Annotated in this window: 27 protein-coding genes; 4 read left to right on the top strand and 23 right to left on the bottom strand. The window is 46.9% G+C overall.

Features of this window, described 5'->3' with window-relative positions; genetic code table 11:
* Nucleotides 1-14: 14 nt before the first annotated feature.
* From TY87_RS09395 to TY87_RS09310, 19 genes are all read right to left on the bottom strand, one after another.
* Nucleotides 15-1,244, bottom strand: coding sequence for a formylglycine-generating enzyme family protein (locus tag TY87_RS09395; RefSeq protein ID WP_157789887.1), 1,230 nt, complete (start codon nucleotides 1,242-1,244; stop codon nucleotides 15-17).
* Nucleotides 1,241-1,810 (bottom strand): phage tail-collar fiber domain-containing protein, encoded by a 570-nt coding sequence (locus tag TY87_RS09390; protein WP_100186890.1) that lies wholly within the window; start codon nucleotides 1,808-1,810, stop codon nucleotides 1,241-1,243. Before TY87_RS09390 ends, TY87_RS09395 begins: the two co-directional genes overlap by 4 nt.
* Nucleotides 1,810-2,538, bottom strand: coding sequence for a phage tail protein (locus TY87_RS09385; RefSeq protein WP_100186889.1), 729 nt, complete (start codon nucleotides 2,536-2,538; stop codon nucleotides 1,810-1,812). The genes TY87_RS09390 and TY87_RS09385 overlap by 1 nt, the downstream gene beginning before the upstream one ends.
* Nucleotides 2,538-3,692 carry a baseplate J/gp47 family protein gene (locus TY87_RS09380; protein ID WP_100186888.1) on the bottom strand — a complete coding sequence of 385 codons (1,155 nt, stop codon included), beginning with the start codon at nucleotides 3,690-3,692 and terminating at the stop codon, nucleotides 2,538-2,540. Before TY87_RS09380 ends, TY87_RS09385 begins: the two co-directional genes overlap by 1 nt.
* Complete coding sequence (locus TY87_RS09375) at nucleotides 3,689-4,000, bottom strand: DUF2590 family protein (protein WP_100186887.1); 312 nt, start codon at nucleotides 3,998-4,000, stop codon at nucleotides 3,689-3,691. Before TY87_RS09375 ends, TY87_RS09380 begins: the two co-directional genes overlap by 4 nt.
* Complete coding sequence (locus tag TY87_RS09370; protein ID WP_100186886.1) at nucleotides 4,000-6,240, bottom strand: phage tail tape measure protein; 2,241 nt, start codon at nucleotides 6,238-6,240, stop codon at nucleotides 4,000-4,002. The genes TY87_RS09375 and TY87_RS09370 overlap by 1 nt, the downstream gene beginning before the upstream one ends.
* 15 nt (nucleotides 6,241-6,255) lie before the next feature.
* Entirely contained in the window at nucleotides 6,256-6,384 is a 129-nt protein-coding gene (locus TY87_RS22910; protein ID WP_269777505.1) for a DUF6890 family protein, read from the bottom strand.
* An 8-nt stretch (nucleotides 6,385-6,392) separates the two neighbouring features.
* Complete coding sequence (locus tag TY87_RS09365; protein WP_100186885.1) at nucleotides 6,393-6,719, bottom strand: putative phage tail assembly chaperone; 327 nt, start codon at nucleotides 6,717-6,719, stop codon at nucleotides 6,393-6,395.
* Nucleotides 6,720-6,721: 2 nt separating this feature from the next.
* Nucleotides 6,722-6,907 (bottom strand): phage holin, encoded by a 186-nt coding sequence (locus TY87_RS09360; RefSeq protein WP_100186884.1) that lies wholly within the window; start codon nucleotides 6,905-6,907, stop codon nucleotides 6,722-6,724.
* A gap of 15 nt (nucleotides 6,908-6,922) precedes the next feature.
* Nucleotides 6,923-7,483 (bottom strand): hypothetical protein, encoded by a 561-nt coding sequence (locus tag TY87_RS09355; RefSeq protein ID WP_100186883.1) that lies wholly within the window; start codon nucleotides 7,481-7,483, stop codon nucleotides 6,923-6,925.
* Nucleotides 7,483-7,884 carry an N-acetylmuramoyl-L-alanine amidase gene (locus TY87_RS09350; RefSeq protein WP_100186882.1) on the bottom strand — a complete coding sequence of 134 codons (402 nt, stop codon included), beginning with the start codon at nucleotides 7,882-7,884 and terminating at the stop codon, nucleotides 7,483-7,485. The genes TY87_RS09355 and TY87_RS09350 overlap by 1 nt, the downstream gene beginning before the upstream one ends.
* On the bottom strand, nucleotides 7,885-8,307 hold the full coding sequence (locus tag TY87_RS09345) for a phage protein (protein WP_157789886.1): 423 nt from the start codon (nucleotides 8,305-8,307) through the stop codon (nucleotides 7,885-7,887).
* A 39-nt stretch (nucleotides 8,308-8,346) separates the two neighbouring features.
* Entirely contained in the window at nucleotides 8,347-9,459 is a 1,113-nt protein-coding gene (locus TY87_RS09340; RefSeq protein WP_100186880.1) for a DUF2586 domain-containing protein, read from the bottom strand.
* Between the two features lies 1 nt (nucleotide 9,460).
* Nucleotides 9,461-10,105: a phage virion morphogenesis protein gene (locus tag TY87_RS09335; RefSeq protein ID WP_157789885.1), complete on the bottom strand. Its 645-nt coding sequence runs from the start codon at nucleotides 10,103-10,105 to the stop codon at nucleotides 9,461-9,463.
* Nucleotides 10,106-10,160: 55 nt separating this feature from the next.
* Nucleotides 10,161-10,616 (bottom strand): phage tail protein, encoded by a 456-nt coding sequence (locus tag TY87_RS09330; protein ID WP_100186878.1) that lies wholly within the window; start codon nucleotides 10,614-10,616, stop codon nucleotides 10,161-10,163.
* Entirely contained in the window at nucleotides 10,613-11,122 is a 510-nt protein-coding gene (locus TY87_RS09325; RefSeq protein ID WP_157789884.1) for a head completion/stabilization protein, read from the bottom strand. The genes TY87_RS09330 and TY87_RS09325 overlap by 4 nt, the downstream gene beginning before the upstream one ends.
* 107 nt (nucleotides 11,123-11,229) lie before the next feature.
* Entirely contained in the window at nucleotides 11,230-12,279 is a 1,050-nt protein-coding gene (gpM, locus tag TY87_RS09320) for a phage terminase small subunit (protein WP_100186876.1), read from the bottom strand.
* Nucleotides 12,280-12,358: 79 nt separating this feature from the next.
* On the bottom strand, nucleotides 12,359-13,384 hold the full coding sequence (locus TY87_RS09315) for a phage major capsid protein, P2 family (RefSeq protein WP_100186875.1): 1,026 nt from the start codon (nucleotides 13,382-13,384) through the stop codon (nucleotides 12,359-12,361).
* 63 nt (nucleotides 13,385-13,447) lie between these two features.
* On the bottom strand, nucleotides 13,448-14,335 hold the full coding sequence (locus TY87_RS09310) for a GPO family capsid scaffolding protein (RefSeq protein ID WP_100186874.1): 888 nt from the start codon (nucleotides 14,333-14,335) through the stop codon (nucleotides 13,448-13,450).
* Between the two features lie 176 nt (nucleotides 14,336-14,511).
* On the opposite strand from TY87_RS09310, the gene TY87_RS09305 reads away from it, so the two are divergent.
* The 4 genes from TY87_RS09305 to TY87_RS09290 all read left to right on the top strand — a co-directional run bounded on the left by TY87_RS09305 (nucleotide 14,512) and on the right by TY87_RS09290 (nucleotide 19,574).
* Nucleotides 14,512-16,338 (top strand): terminase large subunit domain-containing protein, encoded by a 1,827-nt coding sequence (locus tag TY87_RS09305; protein WP_100186873.1) that lies wholly within the window; start codon nucleotides 14,512-14,514, stop codon nucleotides 16,336-16,338.
* Between the two features lie 15 nt (nucleotides 16,339-16,353).
* Nucleotides 16,354-17,436, top strand: a complete 1,083-nt coding sequence (locus TY87_RS09300; protein ID WP_100186872.1) for a phage portal protein — start codon at nucleotides 16,354-16,356, stop codon at nucleotides 17,434-17,436.
* Nucleotides 17,437-17,438: 2 nt separating this feature from the next.
* On the top strand, nucleotides 17,439-18,167 hold the full coding sequence (locus TY87_RS09295) for a DUF7217 family protein (protein ID WP_100186871.1): 729 nt from the start codon (nucleotides 17,439-17,441) through the stop codon (nucleotides 18,165-18,167).
* A gap of 81 nt (nucleotides 18,168-18,248) precedes the next feature.
* The gene (locus TY87_RS09290; protein ID WP_100186870.1) at nucleotides 18,249-19,574 is read left to right on the top strand and encodes a hypothetical protein; all 1,326 of its coding nucleotides are present in this window, start codon (nucleotides 18,249-18,251) and stop codon (nucleotides 19,572-19,574) included.
* Between the two features lie 13 nt (nucleotides 19,575-19,587).
* Here the strand turns inward: TY87_RS09290 and TY87_RS09285 are convergent, their stop codons facing one another.
* Genes TY87_RS09285 through TY87_RS09270 form a run of 4 tightly spaced genes read right to left on the bottom strand, consistent with a single transcriptional unit; the run spans nucleotide 19,588 to nucleotide 22,200 of the window.
* A complete protein-coding gene (locus tag TY87_RS09285) occupies nucleotides 19,588-20,031 on the bottom strand; it encodes a hypothetical protein (protein ID WP_100186869.1) in 444 nt (147 codons plus the stop codon).
* The gene (locus TY87_RS09280) at nucleotides 20,028-20,324 is read right to left on the bottom strand and encodes a DUF7415 domain-containing protein (protein ID WP_198432067.1); all 297 of its coding nucleotides are present in this window, start codon (nucleotides 20,322-20,324) and stop codon (nucleotides 20,028-20,030) included. Before TY87_RS09280 ends, TY87_RS09285 begins: the two co-directional genes overlap by 4 nt.
* A 54-nt stretch (nucleotides 20,325-20,378) precedes the next feature.
* Nucleotides 20,379-20,765 (bottom strand): hypothetical protein, encoded by a 387-nt coding sequence (locus TY87_RS09275; protein ID WP_100186868.1) that lies wholly within the window; start codon nucleotides 20,763-20,765, stop codon nucleotides 20,379-20,381.
* Between the two features lie 7 nt (nucleotides 20,766-20,772).
* Nucleotides 20,773-22,200 (bottom strand): DNA cytosine methyltransferase, encoded by a 1,428-nt coding sequence (locus tag TY87_RS09270; RefSeq protein WP_232617100.1) that lies wholly within the window; start codon nucleotides 22,198-22,200, stop codon nucleotides 20,773-20,775.
* Between the last annotated feature and the right edge of the window lies 1 nt (nucleotide 22,201).

Here is a 22,201-nt window from a genome sequence, read left to right as displayed (position 1 = left end):
AGATTCACAACTCATTACACAAATAAAGCGGGGCGAAACCCGATACTACTACTAACAATAGATCTAGCTAGACCCAAATCAATAGCACCCAAACCCGCATTTACACCATTCGTCCAGCACCCACCTCTGCGCGGAAATCGCTTTCCATAGTTTCGCGCATAAACATACCCCGTCAATCCAGCATCACCAACAGATTCAATTAGCAAACGCCTAAGAACCTCACTCCCTGAATAACTTTCACTCGTTGATATAGACGAAAACAAACCATTTCCTATGTAAGGATAATCATGACTATCACTGCCAGACGGCCCATTACGATTAGTAATAACCGAGCTCAGAACAGGCGTGCCAGCATTTCCGCTACCAGACTGATTGCTCGTCGGCGAATCCAAGTACCCAGCATGACGATACCAATTAGCCTCCGATAACGACGGATCATTGTCCAATGTTGTTATTATTTGTCCGTTATCAAGCAGCATCTGATCCTGCCACTCCCACACGTTGCCGACCAAATCCTGCACGCCGAATGCACCATGATCGTGCGACCATGTATCCGGCCCAGAACCAGTGCCATTGCGAGCATTACCCGATATATCACCAAGCAACGCACCCATCACCTGCGAAACCTCCCATTTTGCATCATGGGCGCGGCCGTAGTTCGTGTTGCCGCGCGGCACCGTGCCGTTAGCTAATGACCACAATGCAATTGCCGCCCACTCGTGGATTGACATCATGTGCCAGTCATCGCCCTTGTTCGCAGACAACGATTTGGCCGTGTCGTAGTTCACGCTAGTACGCGGCTGAACACCGCCGATCACTGAACAGCCACTGCCCGCGCCCGCCGATGCGAGATATTTACCAACCAAAATTTCCCCGCGATCCACGCCATTTGTGCGGAATGCTGGGTGTGTACCTACGCCCAACTGCATGTCGACACCCGTTGCAGCCAACACGGCGGCATTGATGTCTTCGCAGTTAAAGCGCGGGATCACGACCATGATATTTTCGTTGCCCTGAGCATCCAAAATCATCGTATTACGACCGCCAGAGGCTTTTTCAACCGCGTTGCGATAGCCAAGATTTGCCGTGATTGTTAATGATGCGGCTTTTTCCGCAAAATTAGCATTTACAGCATTAATTGACTGCGTTGCATCTTGTCGAATACTTTCAAATGATTCTTTTGCCGATTGCATTTGTTGCGTTGCACTCGTTAGCGCCTGCGTTGCTTGTGTTAGCTCGCTCATATTTTGTTCTCCAATTTCAGTAATCTTTCGTGATTTTTAATGGCGCTGTTCAGCGCTGAAATAGTCGCGACACTGTTTTGCATGACACCCATCTGCATGGCTTCTATTTCGCTTTCATAGTCGTATTGCCATGATTCAATCGGCAAATCCGCGCCCGTCATTTGTTTAGCGTTCGAAAATGGCACAACGAGATTTCGATTAATGACCTGCCCGATTCCCGCGCGCTTTCTATTTACTGGCAAATACTGAAAGGCGAGCAATACGCCTGTGTCTGTCACTGCGCCGTAAAAATTAAAATCAAAATCGCCAACGTCCGACCCAAGAACGAGCGAATACGTCACAGCGTTGTCGTTGTTATAACGCGGCGCCTCAACTGCGATGTTTCCGCCGACCCGTTGAGACACGGCAGGCAAACCCGCCGCTGGATTCGCTGTTGTTGTTTCGCTGGCCCCTGGCACATTTGCTAGAACGAAATGCGTTATCACTACATCTTCCAGCGCCGCCACTTTTCGTGCTATGTACCGCGCGCCTGCATCCGTTACTGTTCCGCTTACTATTTCTGCCATTATTCGTTACCTCTTACGCTGTCGACGGCTCGTTCCAACGACGCACTTAAAAACGTCACATTCATTCCGCTCACCGCGTCGTCAAATATCCACGGTTCACGCACATTTAAAATTTCTTGGCTTCTGTCCATCCAGTTTGCTGCTATTTTTCCGATTGTGTAGCCGTCCAAATCATCAGAAAAAATATGTTCATTTACCGCGTTAGCTTTGTCTTGTTTGCGCTCTACACTGGACGAAAGCGAATGCACATTAACTTCAGGCAATGCGTCGACTAATAAAAATTCATAGCGTCGACAAGTACGGCCATACGTCCTGATAATGTATTGACCTAGTTCCGGTTCTTGCGTTATTGCCGAGTCCGTCAGCCATAGCGTTATCACGTCCCAATCTGTTAATGGATCTCGCTCTATTTGCCCCAGCAATGGCACGTCTAAACGTTCGAAAATTGCTTTAAATCCGGCATAACTGCCTGCGTCTTGAGCATTTTTAACTGCGTGTTTTACTCGCTTACGAAACAGCGCTTCCGGCTCGTTTGGCAATAAGTTCATATCGCGCTGATACGCGAGCATTTTTAGTATTTTTGGGTGACAGGTTTCCGCGTCCAGCTGATTGAGTGGCGCTTTTATCCATCCCTCTGCTTTGTCCCACCACGAGCCAAAGGCATTTTTTAAACCGTTATTGTTCGGCCCCTTTTTTTCCCACATTGGTAAATCAAAACGGTCTGTCATTATTCGCCCTCACTTACTGTCAGTGACGCCAAACGCGGGATAGACATTTCGCTAATAATGTCGTTCTGATCAAACGTAATGCTTTCGATTTCAGGAAACAGTCTATAAATCTCGCTCGCCATGCGCGTAAAACTAAAGCGGCTAAACGGCAAGGTTTGCGTCATCACGTACGCGGAATTAGAGCGAAACGCGGCTTGTATTGCTTGTTCTACGCCTGTCAAAATTGCTTGCTTTTCTGTGCTCAATAAATCCGATGGCAAATAGACATTTGCGGTTATTGAATGCGTGGTTTCTGGCATTGCGAACACTTGTAAATCGTCGCCGTGGCCGTGGTAGCCCTCGCTTGAAATCATGCGATTAATCGTTGCTATGTAGCTGTTTGCTGGCGCGTCTAATTCGAACAACACATACGCATTGGCCGTACCTGGTCCGCGCGGCGCTTCATGTTCGAACCAAATCATATCGGTTGCGACGCCCGCAAATTTCGTCATCAAAAAACGGTACACACCGTCTGTGTGGTAATGGCTTAGCGTGTTAAATGCGTTACGTATGCGCAGGCGATAATCTTCAATGTCTTCATAATCCGCGCCAACGCTGTCTATCCAATCGACGGGGTTTGTTACTGTTAGCCCATCAATATCGCAATGTCTGTAATAGCCGGTTTCCAAGTTGTACGCCGCGCCCGCTTTGGCTGCTTGCACAGCGACGATGGCGCCATCTGCACCAGCAGCAATAGCCACTTCGTCAATGGTCAATAATTCATAAATCGTGTTGTTAATACTGTCTGTATAAACAACGGTTCCCGCCGGAATCACCAACTCTGCAGACGTATCGACACGCGTAAACAACACACGGCCCAACAACGTTTCGGCCTGTTTACGCTCTACGCCGTAACTATCTCCCCACAGATTAATAAACGATTCACCCACGGTTTTAAGGAAAAACTGTGGCATGATGTTTTTAATCAGCAATTGCACGAGCCATAAAAATGGCTTAGTAGCGATAGCCGAGATCAAACGCCAAAACGGTGAGTAGTTGGAATCATTGGCAATAGTCGAACCAGACTCTGCCAAAACTGTGCGAAACTCGGCAGTTATTTCCTCTTCTGTGGTTGGTACGCCGTTGTCTTTCAGCACTTTTTCAAAATCACTCATACCTTCACCACCAATCTTTCACTGTCTATCGTTTGCGCTTCACAAATTAGGCTTTCACCGCTTAGTGTTACGTTGGCCGTGCCTGGGTAAATGCGTTCATCGTTTTCCATTTCTATTTCAATTTCAGTGCACAGCGCGTTAATGGTGGTTTGGTTGCGCTCGCCAATCATCCGCCACGCATAGCCCTTTTCACGGATCATGTGGCGTATGTCTTGCGCCACACAGTTCACGCCTTCTACTAGCAATGGTTCGCCAATACTGGACAGTACGATGTCATCGTCTTGAATGAGTAAATCAATACTTGGCATTAGCCCGCTTCCATTTCTAATTGATAAAGTAAATCCGCACCGCGCACTGCTTGCCCATTGTTGTTCACTTCCATTTTCTCGACGTGTACGGATTTTTTGTTTCCGCCAAACATGTTGCTAATGGTCTGAAACAACCCGCCCGACTCGCCGCCGCTTTGGCTTGATTCCGCACCGGGCAACACCACCGATTTATTAACCGTTTCGGCTTGGCTTTCGACCTTGCTGATGACTTCTTGTGTGCTGCTTGTGCTGGTACTCGTATCGATGCCGGGCAACCAAGACAGTTTGTTTTTCAGCCAATCGACCTTTTCACCAAGAAATGCGAATGGATCAAGAGCCGATAACCAGCCCTTAAAATCTGTCCACCATTGTTTGATAGAGTCGAATGCTTCAGGGCTTAAATCCCAATTCGGAATCAATGACACAGAACCAATCCATACTTGGAAATCGCCCCACTTTTGAGCCAGCCCCTCGACTAGATCACTGCCCAGATCCCAAACGGGTGCTAAGCTCAAGCCGCCAATCCAGCCCGCAAACGCGGCCCATTTAGCAGACAGACTTGCCGTAAAATCGCTACCCATATCCCAGCTTGGCATAAGCGACACACCACTTAACCAGACTTGGAAATCGCCCCACCATTGCTGGATAGGCTCGAAAATAGACACGTCGACAAAGTCGCCAAGGCTTGAAAAAAATCGCCCAACCGCTGCGCTTACATCGTCCCAATAAACCACCAAAGCAACTAACGCCGCGATCAATGCGACCACACCAACTACAACCCACGTTAATGGATTAGCAAGCAACGCGGCGGTAAATGCCCAAATTGCTGGCAGGCTGGTTAAAAAACCCGTTTTCATGGCGAGGAAAAACGCCGACATTGCAGGGCCATACAATACGAATGCAAGCAATGCGGTACGCATCAACCAAAGCGTTGCAGCCCATGCTTTCCCTACTAGCGCCACCCCCCAAATAATTGGCTTGAGCAACACAAAGCGCATCATCAAACCAACGTGGGCGTATTGCATTAAACCGATGGCAAGCGTTACAACACCCGCAACGGCGACAAGGGCAATAAATCCGGTAATCAACAAACCAACCGCTTTGGTCAAATGCGGGTATTTATCTGCCCATTCGACAATCACGCTGGCGGCGTTAGTCATCATGTTTATGTAGGGCTCGATAGAGGGTAGGGCTTTTTGCCAAATGGCAATAGATATGTTTGTTACGGCCTGACTTAATCTTGCAAAAGGATCCACCATTCTTTCAGCCATAGACGCCGCTTTATCCATGCCTTTCACTTGACCGAGTTTGTCTATATCTCCGCGTAATTTACCCACACCGCTGGACATTAATTTAATAAATCCCACCGCTTCATCAGACCCAAACGCACTGCCTAACATTTCATTTATTTCTAACGCATTCAGGCCTTTTGTCTTGCTTTGGATCATGTCTAAAATATCGACAACAGGTAACAAGGCGCCGCTTTCGTCGGTAAATTTAAGCCCTAGCTTCCCTTGTGCACCGGACAATCCTTGTAAAAATGCTCCGTATTTTGTGCCGGCTTCCGATCCGCTCATGGTTGACTGCAATGTACCAAGCACGGCCATTTGCTCGTTAAGCTTCACACCCATACTTGTGGCATCAGCGCCGATAGATTCAAACGCGGCGGTCATTTCTGGCCCTGTGGTTTTAAACATTTGCACAGCGGTGGCGGTTTGACCCGCGAGCATTTCCACCCATGTACCCTTACCCATTTCATTGGCTTGGTTTTTAAATATGCCGTACATGGTGCCGAAATAGCCGGTAATGTCTGCCACATTGGCTTTTGTTGCTTTTGCTAACGTACCCGCTGCCGTGGTGAATTGTGGTAAGTCATTGCCCGACAAACCATCAATGGCTGATTGAATGTCGTAAGCAGACCGCACGTAATTTGATGCAGATTCGCCAAATTGAATTGAATATTGAAGGCCTGATTGATTAAGCCGTTTTAACGTATCGTCAGCCACATCTAATGAACTCACCTCTCTTAAGGCGTTGTTCATATCGTTAGCAGGGTTGACGGTATTTGCAAAAGAAGACGAGGCAGCGATAAGCGCCGCAACGCCCGCCGCCGTGTTCATAAAGGCTTTTCGAGACTGCGACGTCACTTGTTGGATAGTTTTCTGGATGCCGCGCATTGGCCCCGTTATTTTGTCCAACAAGCCGACGGTAAGCATTAATTTATCTAATGATGCAGACATTTACCCTTACCCTCTTTATCCCGAAAAAGCCTTACTGATGCCGTTTGCAATAGCGGCGGTTGTTCTTTCTGACTCACGATCTTCTAACCACAATGCGCGCCCTAAACTTTCATGAGAGTCATCTTCATTTGGTAGATAACGCATTCGTAGTGTTACGAGTTGCTCGTAGCCATTCCTTTTAATGAATTCGCGGAACTCGTTGGCGTCTTTACCAGTTTTGGTAAATCACTAGTAAATTCCTCTGTGATCATCCCCACCGCTTCCAATACCAACGTTGCTCGAGGATTGTTTTGCCCGTCTGTAAATGTTTCTACAAACTTCGCGTGCTGCTCGTTATCTACCGCGTTTGATAGCATGTTATAAGCGGGCAATACGGCACCACCTTTGGTCATACCATCCACAAATTTGTTGTACATTCTGTCATCAACAGTGAAGCTAAACGCTACCGCGCCCGCTGTAATACAAATCACCTGAGCCATGTTTATTCCCCTATTTTTGCTGTCAAGCGAGCTATTTTTAGATGCTCGCGTTTAAACCATAAATTCGTTAAAAATGTTGCAACACCTATAACCAGACCACCAACAGCTACCCACTCGTTGACTGACAATCCAGTAAAAAATGTAAAGATCGACACCCAATAGTTGGCCGTAACGTTGGTCTGTTCCATGTGCTACCTATCCTTTTATTTGCGTAAAAAACCCATCACGCCACCCACCACATCAGCAATAGGCTGACCCGTTGCCGCTGCATACCTAGCCTGTTTTTCTTTGGTTCTCATACCAAAGTAAGCTCGCAATAGCGCGGTTGGAGTGCCCAACAAAACCAACATGAGTTCCCAGCTTTCTTTAAGCTCTTTTAACATTGCCGAGTCTTTCATTACGACCGCAACAGCCCAAATTAGCATCATTCCACAAACAGCGATAAATACCGTCCACGCCATCATATAGGCTATTTTTGGCCGCATATTTGCCGTTGGTGTTTCTGCTGAAACCATAGCTTGAAGCTTGTCTACCGAGGCATGTATTTCTGCCATTTCTACTTCAAACCGCTTTTCAATCGTTGCCTTTTCGCCTTCACCCAGTCCATTGAAGGCGTTCAAAATATCCCGACCAGTGGTGTTTTTTTCGTCCATTTTTTTATCATCAGGCAAAAAAGCATTTACGGCTTTTGCAGCAATAGCCACACTTGGAACAAATGCACCGACCAAATCCAACGTGCCACTTAAAAAAGATCTAATGTTCATCAATCAATATTCCTTTTCAGCACTTCCGCCCACCACGTTTTCACGTCGAAATTTGGACAGGTTTTATGTGTGTTCAAATCACAATGGCCGACTATTTGCGCGTTTGGATATTCAACGTGTAACGCTAAAAACAAGCCTTCTAATGAACGCATTTGCTCTTCAGTAAATTTGTCTTTACCGATCAAACAAACACCCAGTGATTCATGGTTATACGGATCAGCGTGCGCGCCCTGCCAATACATAGGGCGACCCGCTTCAATGTTTCCGTCCAGCTTAATAACAGCGTGGTATCCGATCCCATCCCAACCGCGTTCTAAGTGCCAACGGTGAATATCCGCCGCCGTGGTTTCTCGGCCATTTGGCGAATCCGAACAATGAACCACTAAGTATTTAATGTTCATTTACAACCCCAACGCCGCTAAGTGGTTTTGATCCCCGTAAGGAACGCCGCCTATTTCGACGAAACGCGGATCCGTCACTTTGTACGGGATGGTGTGTTCTAACTTGTCGCCGCCATCGCTCGCCGCATCAATCAGTTTCGAAATGCTAAGCTTGCAGCCGTACGCCACAATTTTTAGCTTCTGGTTTACTGTCTGCCCCAAACTAACGATGTCGAATACAGGCAATTGCTGGTATGACCCAACCTTGCGAGCTTCTTCAATAATTCGGTTAAAGTTCTCTGTATCCAACGTGATTTCACCGCTTGCCGACAATACGCCGTTAACATAGCCATCAGCCACGCCGCGCGTTGTTACTTCTTTCGCGCCGTCTTCAATGTTCAGCGTAAATTGTTTTACGTTGATCAATTGCGTGCCTACCGACACGTTTACATCTCTTCCCGAAACATGTTGCTTGCTCATGCGCTACACTCCGTTACTTAGTTCTAAGGCCACGGTCGCTTCAATCGCTTTCGGGCAGTTGTAAGGGCGAATCAATAAGCCCACGGCTACATTCGTTCGCGTTTTCCAAGTGATAACAACGTCACCGTCTTGTGGTTTTTTTACTTCACCTGGCTTAGTAATTCCGTTAATTGTCGTGGTGACACTGCGATCAATCAGCGGGCGCATAAAGTAGGTTTCATGCGAGGCAATAGATGCTGGCGTGCTGTTCAGCTCACGATCACCCACTTTTTTAATCGCCAAAATACGGATCTCGCGCTTACACACGTTGACTACTCGGCAGTTTTCAATCACGGCAAAATCGCTGGCTTCTGGTGCTAACGTCATGCCGTCGCTGCAATAAATACCGTCGTAATCTGCATACACTTGTGGCACGGTGCCGCGTGCATCATTTAGCGCTTTGGCATGGCTCATGTTGAACGTAATACCGTTTTTATCCACGGGTAATGTGGATAAACCCACGATAGCCCCGCTCGCCACGCGCATTGGCGTATCAGCAATGGACTGGTCTTCATGGCATAAACGGCCGCAATACGTACCCAGCCAACCCGCGAATACTTGAGGAGCCAATGTCAAAGAAGGCGCCGCAACGCCATCTTGCAATGCTTCAAAATCGGCAATGAAATCCGCCCACGTTTGCGTGGCTTTATCCATTGGCGCAGTGACGGCGATCATGTGCAAGTAGCGGCCGTATTGATTTTCCGCACTGGTAACGGCCACATTCATGGCGTCCAGTTCGGCTTTCGTTGTGACCGCGTCGGTAACAACAACCATTTCACACACTAGGTTTTGAGCCATTGCAGTATCAAACGCGTCTGACCACGTACCCGCCGCCGCTTGCGGCATGGCGATACAAGTCCAATTGGTGCCGGCGTTGTTACGGGCCCATTCAATAGCCGTTTTTAGTTTGCTTGGTGGAATGCCCAGCACTTCATCCAAGTTTGTGGTTTGGTCGATGTATTGAACCGTTCCGGCGTTTTTACCCGCTGCGCCGATGAACAAGAATTGCTTTTCTACTTGCGTAAAATCGCCCTGTCCGCTGTCTGTGCTGCTAACGCTTACGCTACCTAATGCCATGTTATTTACCTGCCTTTCTAAATTCTTTTGTTACCATTTGCGTGGCTAATTCTGTTAACCAAGCCCGTTCATTAGGGAAGAAGTGCCGCGCTGGAATCTTTGTTTCAATGTCCTTGCCGCCGCTTTCGCCTCTTTCCTCGCGTAACTTGGCGATAATAATCATGGCTTGAAACGCGGTTATGTATTGCATGATCCAAGCTTGAGATACTCGCCGTTTTTTTAACCCCGCTTTCCCTCGCTTGCCGCCGCCATCTTTGTTAGCAACCTTGAAACCCATGCCATTCATTAATCTTGCTTGCCAGCGTTGGGCCATCATGCCTTTCATTTCTTCTAGTTTTTGCCTAGACATTTTTCGAGACTTAGATTTAAATTGCGCCCCTTCTTGGTGTATTTTTGCCAGCCCTGCTATTTCGCCTTTCCATGACACTTGCGCACTTTCTGCCGACGTTTTCACAAAGAAGTTTTTGTCTCTACCAAAGCCGCTTAACATCTTGCCTTTTAGCGTTCTTTTTCTTTTCCGATCCTTGAATTTATTACCAGTTACCGAGCTTTGGTTTTTAATGTTCTTTCGCGTTTGGGTTTTAATGCTTCTGGCAATATTCCCTGTAATACGCCGCTTCTTTTTGTCGCTTAACTGCAGCAACATGAGCGAGTACTCTATGTCTTTAACGCCGCTCCAATTAGCACTTACACCGCTGGCGCTATTCATTCTGATCAACTAAATCAAACGATTCGGCAACGTCATGGTCTGGCGCGTCTAATCGCCACATTTTCCCGAAGTATTCAATGTCGCCGCTTTCGTCTTCTGTTATGTAAACGTCTTCTTCAAAATCCAGTGTTATTTCAATGTTGGCTGTTTCGTCGTCTAGCAAATCAACATCAATTTTTGGCTCTCTGCCTTCCATATCGCTGCGTTCGTCGTTGTCTGCTAACCAAGTAATTAACTTTGTGTGCAAAATCTCGAACGGGTATTTGCAATAGGCGTATTCTTCTATGGAATAGGCCGCGCGATATTTCATGGTATAAAGCAACACGCGGTTGCCTTCTAACTTTCCTCTTGATACCTGCTCCAGCTCTTCCGGCCACGCTTCAAATTTTTCACTATTGAAGCACCCAGTCCCCACTAAAAACGCGCGTAGTGCGGCGAGCTTTTTCATATGATCGATGCTCTAAAACCGTCGGCATATTCACGACGTCCGATTCCTAGCGCGCCGCTATCTGCTGCCACTTCTAGAATGCGCTTGCTTAGCATGTCGATGCAGCTTTGCGCCTCGCTTTTCCATTCTGTAACAATGATTTCGTTACGTTCGCCCTGTATTTCTGCCGCTGCTTTGCGGTTGATGGTTTCGAAATACTTGATCAATCCAGACCGCGCCCAGTGCATGACTGCAGCTTGGTAAACTGCCACTAATTCTTCATCGAACGCGGCCAGTGTTTCCGCGACGATCACGCTTTGCAGGACCAAAACATCGTCGGTCAATTCTTCGTTTACGTGACGCATGGCACCTGTTAATTCGTAAATAAGCGGCGCTTCGTTGTATTCACCTGGCAAGCGGTAGTTTTCAATAAACGCTTGCAATTCAATATCAGGAAAGAACGGGCGCGTGTTTTTAATCACTGTGTCCGTTGTCGTGCTGGCGGTTGTTTTGCCGTTTAAACTCACGTTTCTTACTCCTGATATTGGTTATGGAACACATCACAAGCGGCTTATGGTCATCGCCATAAAATGACTACGCCAAAGCCGTTGTGTGTGCCACCTGGGGGAGCCCGTTAAGATTCTTTTACTTTTTTAGCCAAACTTGCCTGTAACTTTTCCATTTTCTTTTTTACGCCTGCCGCGCTATTCAATGACATGGCTTTTTCAAAGGCACTTAATGCCGCCTCCTCTTCGCCTAGCACTTCCAAATGCTTGCCGTGCATGGCGTACATTTTCCCGTGGACAATGTCTGATAATTTCCATTTCTCCGACTCAATCGTTTTAATTAAGTCATCCAAATACGGCCCCGCGCTTTTATTCGCTTCCAACTTAGCCTTTGCCCAGTCGTACATTTGGTCACAAATAAAGGTTTCTATGCTGGAGCTAAAACGCGTCGGCATGTTGTGAATTTTTTGCTTAGCAAGGTGCAATGCTAATGGCACCGCGCGGGCAATATCGCCCAAGTCAAACAACCAAATCATGAACCACACCGCCACGATGTTTGGGTATTTCGCGGCGCTTTGTACGTAGCCATTTACAAACGCTTCTAGCTTTATAATGGCTTCCGCTTTGTAGGCTTTGCGGTCTTCGATGTCTTCCACGTTTAGCATTTCGTCAATGCTGGCCGCTAAAATCGCTTTGTGCGTTTCAAGCTCTGGATTGCCGATAAATTCGGAATCGTCTTGCAGCTTTTCTTTAATTTTTTCAATGTCGTTTTCGACCCAATCTAAGCGGCCATCTAGTTCGCTAACGTCGTCTTTGACGCTATCTAAATCACTGCTTAGTTCGTCAACGGTTCCGGCCAATGCGTCGGTTTTTTCACCTTGGCTTTCTACGTCGGTTTTTAGTTCATCAACCGAGCCTTCCACGCCGTCGACTTGGTTTTCTAAGTCGTCTAGCTTTTCGGACTGCTCGTCTTTTTTATCTTCCGGCGCATCCGTTTTTAGTGGTTCTTTTTGATCGACTACAGGCACAGCATCAGCTTTGGCTTTTTGCATGTATTGACGCAATTTAGAGACAACCGGCTTATTGCCTTTGCTGTCTTTATTGGCTGGTTTCGCCGCTTCGTTTTTCGCGTTTTGCTTCGCTAATCTGGCAAGGCGTCGCTGCTGTATCAGGTTCATGTTTGCTTTCCATTTGTATGGGTTTAATCAATGGCACTCGCGATTGAGCGAATACCATTTGTTAAACCATTGGTTTAATTTATGGCGTTGGTACGTATTTCGTAATGCCTTTGATAATGCCGATTGCGTCGGTTTCTTCGACGATGTAATCCACGTTTTCAGAGTTGTAATCTTCCACGCGTGAACGTTTCGGCTCGTCTTTAATATGACGACGCAACGACCCTTCTTGCAGATAAATCGACAAGTTTTCTGGGTAAGTCACAATTACAGTGCCAGACGGAAAAAACGGTGGCGTAATCGCTTTTAGACCAGCAAAAATGCCGGTTACACGGTTATCGTTTACCTGTGTTTTTTCCGTTGCTTTGTCGCCATTCGCGGCCAAGCTTTCAAGGCGGTAATCGCTCATCAAGTCGGACGAAATGAACGCGACCAATTCGGAATCGTCGCGCAAATGTTCAGGGATCATTTGCTTGGCGCTTTCAACCACCACGTCCAAATTACGCATATCCGCATCGGCATGACCGAAGGTCAAACCTTCTTCGTCAATTTGTGCCGCCGCTTCTTCACGTACTTTTTGAATCCAGCCTTTGTTGACGTCTTCACCGTTCGGATTTGCCACTTTGTTCGTTGTGGTCGCAATAGACGTACCGTGCCAACCAATGCGCACACGGTCATCGACCATGGCTTTTCGATATAAAGCCGAATACAAATCGCCGTATTGCTGCGGTGTACGGTTGCGCCACTGATCCAATTTTGCATAGTTGATATGCACATCGGTTTCGGTGAATTGGCATTCGTAACCTTTTGAATCTTCACTAACGACACTGGATGTTTGACGATCTGTGGTATTGGTGTTGGTACGCTTTGTGATTAAGCCCGCCACCATCAGGCCGACTTTCTCGCCTTTGATTTCGGTAACCACTGCAACATTGATCATGCCGAGGAACCACGCGCCATGCTCAACCGCTTTTTCATACAAGCGTTGTTGCACAGACGGCGTGACGTCGAATTGTTCGCCAAGCGCAGCACCCACCGACGCGTAAACATTATTTAAATACGCTTTTAGCTGTGTTCTGCCCTGTACTGATAACGATTTTGTAGCCATCTTCTTTTCCTATCTAAGATTCTTTTTTAAGCGGCTCCCCAGACGCTTTTCGTGTGACCTGACCTAAACGATTTCGAAACTGGTTTCCGACTCGCCTTTGCTCTTTGGCGGCATTTCCGTTTTGTCTTTCAACGCTTGTGCAAATTCGCCTTCCATCTTGGTGAATTTTTCGTTTAGCTCACCTAGCGTTTCCGCTTGCTTGGCAAACGCGGCTTTTTCGCTTTCTAGCGTGGCGATTTTGTCTTGCAGCGCTTTAATTTCCGTTGTGAATTCATTTGATTCGCCACCTTCTTGCTCACCTTTGGCCAAGGCTTTTTCAAGCAGGGTTTTAAATTCGGTCATTTCGGTTTGCATCTTGGCAAACGCTTTCTTTTCTTCATCAGTCATGGGGTTTTCGTCCTGTGTTGGGGAGATTTGCTTGCTAAAAAAACGTTGTAAAAAACCAGGGCGTTTCGTAACTTCCGCCGCCAATTCTTCGTCTGTTTGGGGTGCGTTAAAGTCCAGCTCTACGCCGTCTTTATCCGCAAAAATTTGGGAGTGTTCGCCGTTCTGGCTAAAGGAAAGTTGTTCCGTTCCAAGGCTGGCGGGCTCGTCTGTAATGGCTAAGTGCATCAAATAGGCTTTACCCGTCGCTGCGAAATCTTCAATCACGCGAATACTGGTAAAGAGTTTTTGACCCGCTTTATTCAATGCCAACAGCATTTTGTTTGCTTTGATTTGAGCAAATAGACACAAGCGGCCCTTGGCGTCTTTCTCTGCTTTTACCGCGACCACTTGGCCGTAATTGCCATACCAACCGTAATGGTCTTGAAAAATACTGGCGGTGTATTCGTCCATGTCGTAGGTTTCAGCCATATCAATTAGCCACTGTTCTTTGATCTCTCGACCATCCACAGTCGGGCCAGCCGTTGCGACTTTGAACCATTTCGACTCTTTCGTTTTATCCGCCATGTCGTGCCCTTTTCCTGTCTCGCTTAATTCGTTTAAACACTCGATAGAGCAAAGATAAGCGCCAAAACCCGACGATTCCAGCGGGTAAAATCCACGGAATTGCGATAAAGGCAAAAGCGCAACTCATTGTATTTACTGACGTTATTAGTTGCTGTTGTGGCAGCTAATATGGCGACATGGCACATTCCACAGATACGATTGAATACGCACGAAAGCTTTATATCCACGCGCACAAACCGTCGGAGATATCCGCACGCTTGAACGTCAGCGAAAGGACTATTTTTAACTGGATTGATAAATTCAATTGGAAAGAATTGCTGGCTTACGACACGCCCTCTATAGAAGTCAGCCGCCGCATTAATACGCTCACGAACCGTGAAAATAAGACGAAAGACGAAATTCAAGAGCTAAGAGCGTTATGCCAAATTTACGGCAGCATGGAACAGGATCTAGCCAAGGCCAAAAAGATCATGGCCGAAGCCAAAGCCATTGCCGATGGCAAACCGGAAGCGGTGGAAGGCGCCATAAGCCGTGGCAATCGTCGCAGCAATAGTAAGAAAAAAGCCAAGGCGAAAAACGACATTAGCGGTATTGATATTGGCTTGTTTGATGAATGGGCCCATGAAAACCTATTCGAATACCAAAAGCTGTGGCGTGCCGTGGCACACGATCCCGACCTATGCCGAAACCGCTTTATATTAAAAAGCCGTCAGATTGGTGCAACCTACTATTTCGCTTGGGAAGCGTTCGAAGACGCAGTGAAGAATGGCGAAAACCAAGTATTCCTATCCGCCTCTAAAGACCAGGCGCGAATATTCAAAGGCTATATTCAGGCGTTCGCCCGCAATACGTTTGATATTGAGTTGAAAGGCCAAGATTCTATCGAGCTAACGAAAGACGGCAAATCATGGGCCACGCTGTATTTTCTCTCGACTAACTCCAGCACGGCGCAGGGCTACCACGGCCACCTTTATGTTGACGAAGTATTCTGGATTCACGGTTACGCCAAGTTGCAAAAATTGGCGTCTGGTATGGCCGCGCATAAAAAGTGGCGCCGCACTTACTTTTCCACGCCGTCCAGTTTGCAACATCCCGCCTATGAACATTGGAGCGGTGCGAAATTCAATAAAAACCGATCCCGTAAAGTGGATATTGATTTATCCGACAAGTTGCTTAAAAAAGGCTCGCTTGGTGGCGACAAAATATGGCGCCACTTGGTCACCGTGGAAGATGCAGAAAAAGCCGGCTGTACGCTGTTCGACATTGACGAGCTCAAAGCGGAATACAGCAAGGCCGACTATGAAAACCTATTTGGTTGTAAATTTGTTGACGACAACGAAAGCGTATTCCCGTTTTCTACGCTGCAAAAATGCATGGTCGACGCGTACAGCAAATGGACGGATGTTGATTTCGACAGCGACAACCCAAGCCGTAATAGACCGGTGGCGATTGGTTATGACCCTTCACGGATTCGAGATAACGCCGCTTTGGTGGTGTTGGAAATCCCGCGAACATTGGCGCAAAAATGGCGCGTTATTGAAACCCATCAATTTAAGGGTATTACGTCCGAATACCAAGCCGCGCGTATTGCCGAGATATACAAACGATTCAACGTTAAATGGTGTGGCATTGACACCACGGGCATTGGTCACGACACCTTCCAGTGCTGTTTGGATCTGGACCTAGATTTTGTGGTGCCCATTTATTATTCCGTTTCCGAAAAAACCGACCTGGTAACGCGAGCAAAACGCCTAATTGATGGCGGTCGATTCGGATACGACATGGGCAATAAAGAGCTTTCGCAATCGTTGATGATGATTCACCAAATCACCACGCCTAATGGCTCTATCACCTACGGCGCAGCACGCAGTGGCGAAACAGGCCACGCGGATTTGGCGTGGGCAGCATTCCACGCGATGCAGGCGGAAAAACAATTCTTCGAATCGAAAAAAGCCGACGACACAGCAAACGACAACGAAACACACATGGCAATGAGTCAATAAACAGGACAACGAATCATGACAACACAGAAACCGCGCCAACGAATAGACAGCTCATACACCAGCACATCAACGGGCGTATTGATGCCAAAAGAAGAAGTACAACCGACAGCGTTTTCCTTTGGTGATCCCGAGCCTGTATTGGGCAGTCAGATCAGCGACTATTTAGGCGTGTTTGCGGATTCGAACGGGTATTGGTATGTCCCGCCTGTCAGTTTGGCAGGGCTGGCAAAAACCATGTATGCCAACGGCACCCATGCCAGTGTATTGGAGTTTAAACAAAATCAACTTTTGGCAAGCTGGCAAGATAACCCAATGATAGCCCGCCGCGAAGCCCGCGGCGCGTTTAAAGATTTCGAGGTGTTTGATAACGCTTACTTCTTGGCGATTCGCAATTGGCTAGGCGGCATTAATCGTTATATTCGTTTGCCCGCGGTGAATATGCGCGTGGGTACGGAAGACAATTACTATTTACTGAACAGCGATGGAAGTTGGACGGAATACGACGCGGCCGACATTATTCATCTAAACGGCGGCGATATTCGCCAAGGTCTTTACGGTGTGCCTACCTACTTTTCTGGCATTCACAGTATTTTATTAGGCGAAGCGGCCACGCTTTTCCGTCGCAAGTATTATCAGAATGGCGCCCACACTGGGTATATCTTGGTAACATTTGATTTAGATAAAAACAAAGCCAATGACTTACAAGACGCGATCTCTCACTCAAAGGGCCCTGGCAATCATCGATCCCTTTATTTAAACATGGCATCCACGCTACAAGGCAAACCGGGCTACACAAAAGACCGCGTGCAAGTTATCCCCGTTGGTGACTTTGGCAACCGTGACGAATACGACAAAATCAAAGAAATCACTCAGCAAGACATTTTAAATATGCACCGCGTGCCCGCTGGCTTGGCGTCTATCATGGCAAACAATGCTGCAGGGCATGGGGATTTAAAGAACGTTCGTGAAGTGTATTACGACTGTGAAACCATTCCTAAACAGGCTATTTGGCAGGAACTAAACGACCAGTTACTAACGCGGGCAAAAATTCAATTCAACGAGCCGCGATGGTTGGTTGATGCAAAGGCAGGCAATTAATTATGTCACTCAATTTTAATAAAGGCTTATTCAATGCGTTTGGCTCTAGTAACGCTTTTCAAAGCGCGACCATGAGCAAAGCCACGGCCGCAAATAGCCAATGCGGCACGCTACGCACGCGGCTAGATAAATACCTACCCGTTGAAGGGGAAGTGATTATTGACCCAACGCTACCCAACGAAGCCAAAGTAATGGCGTGTCAGTTGTCTTTATTGAATTATGGCATTGGCGCGAACACGTTAAACGCGCATGTACAAACGCGCCTTAATTCATTACTGGACGACATGCAAGTGGCAAGCGCGGTTAAGTCGGTAGACAGTTACATTAGCGACATTCCAGAAAGTTGCGCCAACATAAATACGATAGCTGGCACCATCGGCGGCGCAACAGATAGTTTATTGGCAGCATCAACGGACATATTGAACGAACTAGACCGAGGCATTACCGCATTCGATGGCGGTACGATGGAACTAGAAGAATTCGAAGCGCTACTAGACAGAGTCACCGCCGAGCTTGGCAGCAATTTATTATCAATATTAGGGATGATTAGCAACGAAATCAGCATGATTCAAAACATGTACGATACGCACATGCGCATGGCGAAATCGTTCAAGGTTTCCGCGTTGATAAATGACCCGTGTGTAAGGCCGTTTTTGGTCAGATTGGCAGGGCCAGAACTTAGCGCCGTTTTGGTTAGTGACTTTGGGGTTGATGATTTGCAAGGACTTTAAACGGTCAATATTTAAAAACGTGACGTGTCACGCTTTTGTAAATAACGTATATTCACCTTAATGTCAGATTAAGGAGGATTTATGGATTACAGAGAAATACGCCAAGCAATGAAAGAAGCCATCGATTTACGAACAGGTGAAGCGTTTGAAATCATTTATCATGGTGGTAGTTCGCCTGGCACTCGCCGCACTATCATGCCGCTTAAAGTTGATAATTATAAAGTCTATGCAAAGTGCTTTGCTTCCGACTCAGAAAAGAGCTTTCGCTTTGACCTTATGGAACTCGCGGAAAACAGCGACGCCCCCGAATGGCAATCATTTGACCAGCAAAAAACCAACATACCACCGACCAAGAAAAAAACAGGCTTTCTTAACTCTGTAAAAGAAGCCAATAAAAAAACCAAAGAGCCTATGAGCAAAAAAGGCATATTCTTTATGTCTCTCTTTTTCGGTGTTATTGGTGGTTTTTTCTTAGGCCCTATCGGTTTTTTAGCCATCTTTGCGTTATTCGTTTATGTCGGCATAGACAACAACAAAGGGCTTAAAAAGAAAAACGCAGCGTCTTACGAACAAAACAAAACCACTGTCTTTGCGCCGATCAGCATTAATGGTCAAGCAGCGTCCGTAAAAAGCACATCGAACAGCACGCCTTACACTGAACAAAAATCGTATAAAAAAACCCATGTTGCTACCGTTCCAACCCCCACGACCAAAACAGAAGCGCGGCAAATGGTTAAGGAACTTAATACCAAAGAGGAAGTGAAAGCCTTTATTGAATCCTGCGACGCGGCACAAGATGCTCTTTCCGACAATTACGACTTAACCGAAAAGCAACTTGATAGGCTGTCTGGAATACTTTTTGATGCCGTTGATCTAGCTGAACTCAAAACCATTACTTGGCAGTACGTTCCAGATATCAGCCCTCAAACCTCGCTTGATGATTTAAAAATGGCATTCAAGACCTTTTCAAATGACGAGTACAAATCACTACCAACTAAATACAAGAAAGATAAAAGCGCCGAGTGGCTAGAGCTTACTGCAGACGACGAACCCGACATTGCCGAAGAGTTCTTAGACAACCTCATTGCCTACCGCGAAATAGTGGAATCACGTTTATCTGATGAAGATATGATTAAGGCTATAGACGACTATCTCAATGAACACCCTATATTCACCGAGGAACATTTCGGCGAACTGGACGAAGACGCGCTATTAACGCACGGCCAAGAATGGTTCGCCGGAAAACTGGCACGTCTTGGATTACCCGCCGCATGGGAACTCTACGCCGAAGGCTACACCACCGTTGAAAAATGCCTAGAGATTGACCCGAATGAATTTGTAAAACGTCGCGGCATTGGGCCAAAGAAAAAACAAGAGCTAATAGAGTTTCAAGAGAAGCACAGATAACCAAAACGCCCCATCATTGGGGCGTTTGTTCTGGTTTAAAACTTCGACACAAATCAAACAATGAATCCACGTCCGCTTTCGGTTCCTGCTCAAGCTTTCTAAGGCGGCGGCTTATTTCCATTTCTTGCATTGACTCAGATACATGCGGCATATCACACGACGTTACCGCGTTCATATCAATTTTAAAATCATGATTGAAAAAGTGGCTTTTTGGCACTGTAATAGACTCCGCGACGCGCTCGCCTAGTAAGCGTTTGTTGTCGCATTCTAGGACGTCCACCTTCAAAAGTAGGTCATCAATTAGGTGTTTTGGTACCACGTAACTCTCTACGATGCCGTGTCTGACTATTTGCAGCGTTTCTGCACACGTAACCGCTGTAGCAAGCGTTCCGTTGTCTACCTGCCCGAGGGTGATTTTTTGGGCGTGTTCTAGGGTGTTTTCTAGGTTGTTAATCATTTTCTTGACCCTCCTATCATGACAAGTAATTTTTCTTCAATCTGTTCATTGGTTAGCTTTGGAATCTGGCTTTTTGTCCCTGCCGAGTATTCATAAACCCCGTCATCAGAAACAAAAATATGATCACTGCTGCCCGTTTCTGGATTACGAGATACGGCCAATCCTAGCGGGTGCAATACTTCTTGGTTGATTCGGGCCATCAAACCCAGTTCTGCTAATTGGTTCCAATTTATGGCTTTAACCTCATTCCCTGTTACCACGTCTTTTTTTCCGTTAGCCGCTAATGCTTTCATAGTCATTACTCCCCAGTGTTATTTTTTAAAAACGTGACGTGTCACGCTGTGGCTTTACAATCTCAGTTTTCGTTCTTCTCGTGTGTAAAAGCAGCCGCCGACGCCTTTTAATTTCGGTATACCAAGGCCGTTTTTGCACCCCAATGGCAATGGCTCGCCGCAAAAGTCGCATTGCCCTAAATGCTTTTTCTCTTCATCCACCCGCTTCTTTTCACGACGGATCAAGGTAGAGATAAATTCTTCAGGACTGTAAGGCTCGGCCCCGCCGCGATAGGCGCACAGCTCGGCCAGTGTTTCGGACTCGGTTTGTGATAAGGGAACTCGGTATTCATGAATACCGAGTTCCGAATTTTTTTCAGCGTCCCGCGCTCGTTTGGCGCGCTGGCGCTCTTTGTCCTGCTGGCGCTTCTTATCGGCTTTGGCTTGGTCGTTGTTTCTCATGCTTCACCTATGCCGCTATTTCTATGCTTAGTGGCTTATAGTTAGACCTTGCTAACGCTTCTGCAAATGGCGGTGGAACAGCGTTTCCACAGCGTGCCACTTGGTTGGCTTTGGTTAATTTCTTTCCTTGGCTGTCATGGCTTATTTTGTAATCTGCAGGAAAGCCCATACCTTTAAAAAGCTCGTATGGTTCCAACATGCGCAAGCCAATATCAATAATTTGGTAAGCCGTTCCCTTTACCATGACCAGCCCGAAACGATCACGCGTGGTAATAGTGTGCAAAGGCTTATCAATTTCTTGTGCGCTACCCGTTCCGTAATATTCGATAAGAAAAGCGCGCACCTCGCCAAAATGAAAACCGCCGGCGGAAATGGTGTGCAAAGGCTCGTTGGTGCCGTGGCCGATGTTGTCACCGCGAAACTTCACAATGTGGCTAGTGACTAAAGCAAAATGACCGCCTTTTACTTGCGCGCAAATCGTGCGCAATGGTTCGTCTATCGCCATGTTTCTTTGATGGCTGGCATTGGCGTATTCAGTAATAAAACTAATTTTAGTCGGATCAGGCGCAAGAAATGGCGCATCCGTGAAGGCGAATTTTTCCAAGCCTTTTGCAATCCGTTTCATTGAGTTTTCAGCCAATGGCTTTTTTCTTCCAAAGATCGATTTCACAGGCAAATTCCAATCGATAATGTCCGCCGCCGTTTTGTATGGCTGCAGCCCTTCACCGTGTGTTGGTTCCGGCCATACAATGGGGTCGCCATCTTTACGAGCAATCAAAAAAAGACGTGTTCGGCTTGTTGGTACACCAAAATCACACGCTTTAAGCATTTTCCATTCCACCTGGTAACCAAGCCCTTTGGATAATTGCAACTTAAGCTTTGGATTATGTTCAATCCCTAGCGCAACAACCGCTTCACGCCAATAGGAATGATTGGTTTTTAACCCCGATTGTTTCGTTAATTCTTCATTTGGTTTTATTCCAGTCGTCAGCGCTTTGATAAAGGAATTAAATGTTTTTCCTTTTCCCAACTTGCACGGCTTGCCATCCACCACCGGCCCCCACGTTAAAAACTCTTCTACGTTTTCAAGCATGAACATACGCACAGGCACCGACGCCGCCCAACGAACGGCCACCCACGCCAAACCACGAATATTTTTGTTTACGGGTGTCGCGCCTTTTGCTTTTGAAAAGTGTTTGCAATCGGGTGAAAACCACGCCAACCCAACGGGGTGACCATTACACGCCTCTACCGGATCAACGTCCCATACAGACTCGCAGTAATGGCGCGTTTCTGGATGATTCATTTTATGCATATCGATTGCGGCTTGATCGTGATTGATAGCAATATCCACATGGCGATTTAAACCAAGCTCTATGCCCGTACTCGCCCCACCACCGCCCGCGAAATTGTCGACTATGATTTCCCTTTTCACG

Source organism: Marinomonas sp. BSi20584, assembly GCF_002792415.1.
GTDB classification, from domain to species: domain Bacteria; phylum Pseudomonadota; class Gammaproteobacteria; order Pseudomonadales; family Marinomonadaceae; genus Marinomonas; species Marinomonas polaris.
This window is presented reverse-complemented; position numbering and strand designations above follow the sequence as displayed.

What these genes read in the sequence shown, in the direction of transcription:
- TY87_RS09395 (WP_157789887.1), bottom strand. Translation starts at nt 1,244, where the DNA reads ATGAGCGAGCTAACACAAGCAACGCAGGCGCTAACGAGTGCAACGCAA.
- TY87_RS09390 (WP_100186890.1), bottom strand. Translation starts at nt 1,810, where the DNA reads ATGGCAGAAATAGTAAGCGGAACAGTAACGGATGCAGGCGCGCGGTAC.
- TY87_RS09385 (WP_100186889.1), bottom strand. Translation starts at nt 2,538, where the DNA reads ATGACAGACCGTTTTGATTTACCAATGTGGGAAAAAAAGGGGCCGAAC.
- TY87_RS09380 (WP_100186888.1), bottom strand. Translation starts at nt 3,692, where the DNA reads ATGAGTGATTTTGAAAAAGTGCTGAAAGACAACGGCGTACCAACCACA.
- TY87_RS09375 (WP_100186887.1), bottom strand. Translation starts at nt 4,000, where the DNA reads ATGCCAAGTATTGATTTACTCATTCAAGACGATGACATCGTACTGTCC.
- TY87_RS09370 (WP_100186886.1), bottom strand. Translation starts at nt 6,240, where the DNA reads ATGTCTGCATCATTAGATAAATTAATGCTTACCGTCGGCTTGTTGGAC.
- TY87_RS22910 (WP_269777505.1), bottom strand. Translation starts at nt 6,384, where the DNA reads ATGCGTTATCTACCAAATGAAGATGACTCTCATGAAAGTTTAGGGCGC.
- TY87_RS09365 (WP_100186885.1), bottom strand. Translation starts at nt 6,719, where the DNA reads ATGGCTCAGGTGATTTGTATTACAGCGGGCGCGGTAGCGTTTAGCTTC.
- TY87_RS09360 (WP_100186884.1), bottom strand. Translation starts at nt 6,907, where the DNA reads ATGGAACAGACCAACGTTACGGCCAACTATTGGGTGTCGATCTTTACA.
- TY87_RS09355 (WP_100186883.1), bottom strand. Translation starts at nt 7,483, where the DNA reads ATGAACATTAGATCTTTTTTAAGTGGCACGTTGGATTTGGTCGGTGCA.
- TY87_RS09350 (WP_100186882.1), bottom strand. Translation starts at nt 7,884, where the DNA reads ATGAACATTAAATACTTAGTGGTTCATTGTTCGGATTCGCCAAATGGC.
- TY87_RS09340 (WP_100186880.1), bottom strand. Translation starts at nt 9,459, where the DNA reads ATGGCATTAGGTAGCGTAAGCGTTAGCAGCACAGACAGCGGACAGGGC.
- TY87_RS09335 (WP_157789885.1), bottom strand. Translation starts at nt 10,105, where the DNA reads ATGTTGCTGCAGTTAAGCGACAAAAAGAAGCGGCGTATTACAGGGAAT.
- TY87_RS09330 (WP_100186878.1), bottom strand. Translation starts at nt 10,616, where the DNA reads ATGAAAAAGCTCGCCGCACTACGCGCGTTTTTAGTGGGGACTGGGTGC.
- gpM (WP_100186876.1), bottom strand. Translation starts at nt 12,279, where the DNA reads ATGAACCTGATACAGCAGCGACGCCTTGCCAGATTAGCGAAGCAAAAC.
- TY87_RS09315 (WP_100186875.1), bottom strand. Translation starts at nt 13,384, where the DNA reads ATGGCTACAAAATCGTTATCAGTACAGGGCAGAACACAGCTAAAAGCG.
- TY87_RS09310 (WP_100186874.1), bottom strand. Translation starts at nt 14,335, where the DNA reads ATGGCGGATAAAACGAAAGAGTCGAAATGGTTCAAAGTCGCAACGGCT.
- TY87_RS09305 (WP_100186873.1), top strand. Translation starts at nt 14,512, where the DNA reads ATGGCACATTCCACAGATACGATTGAATACGCACGAAAGCTTTATATC.
- TY87_RS09300 (WP_100186872.1), top strand. Translation starts at nt 16,354, where the DNA reads ATGACAACACAGAAACCGCGCCAACGAATAGACAGCTCATACACCAGC.
- TY87_RS09295 (WP_100186871.1), top strand. Translation starts at nt 17,439, where the DNA reads ATGTCACTCAATTTTAATAAAGGCTTATTCAATGCGTTTGGCTCTAGT.
- TY87_RS09290 (WP_100186870.1), top strand. Translation starts at nt 18,249, where the DNA reads ATGGATTACAGAGAAATACGCCAAGCAATGAAAGAAGCCATCGATTTA.
- TY87_RS09285 (WP_100186869.1), bottom strand. Translation starts at nt 20,031, where the DNA reads ATGATTAACAACCTAGAAAACACCCTAGAACACGCCCAAAAAATCACC.
- TY87_RS09280 (WP_198432067.1), bottom strand. Translation starts at nt 20,324, where the DNA reads ATGAAAGCATTAGCGGCTAACGGAAAAAAAGACGTGGTAACAGGGAAT.
- TY87_RS09275 (WP_100186868.1), bottom strand. Translation starts at nt 20,765, where the DNA reads ATGAGAAACAACGACCAAGCCAAAGCCGATAAGAAGCGCCAGCAGGAC.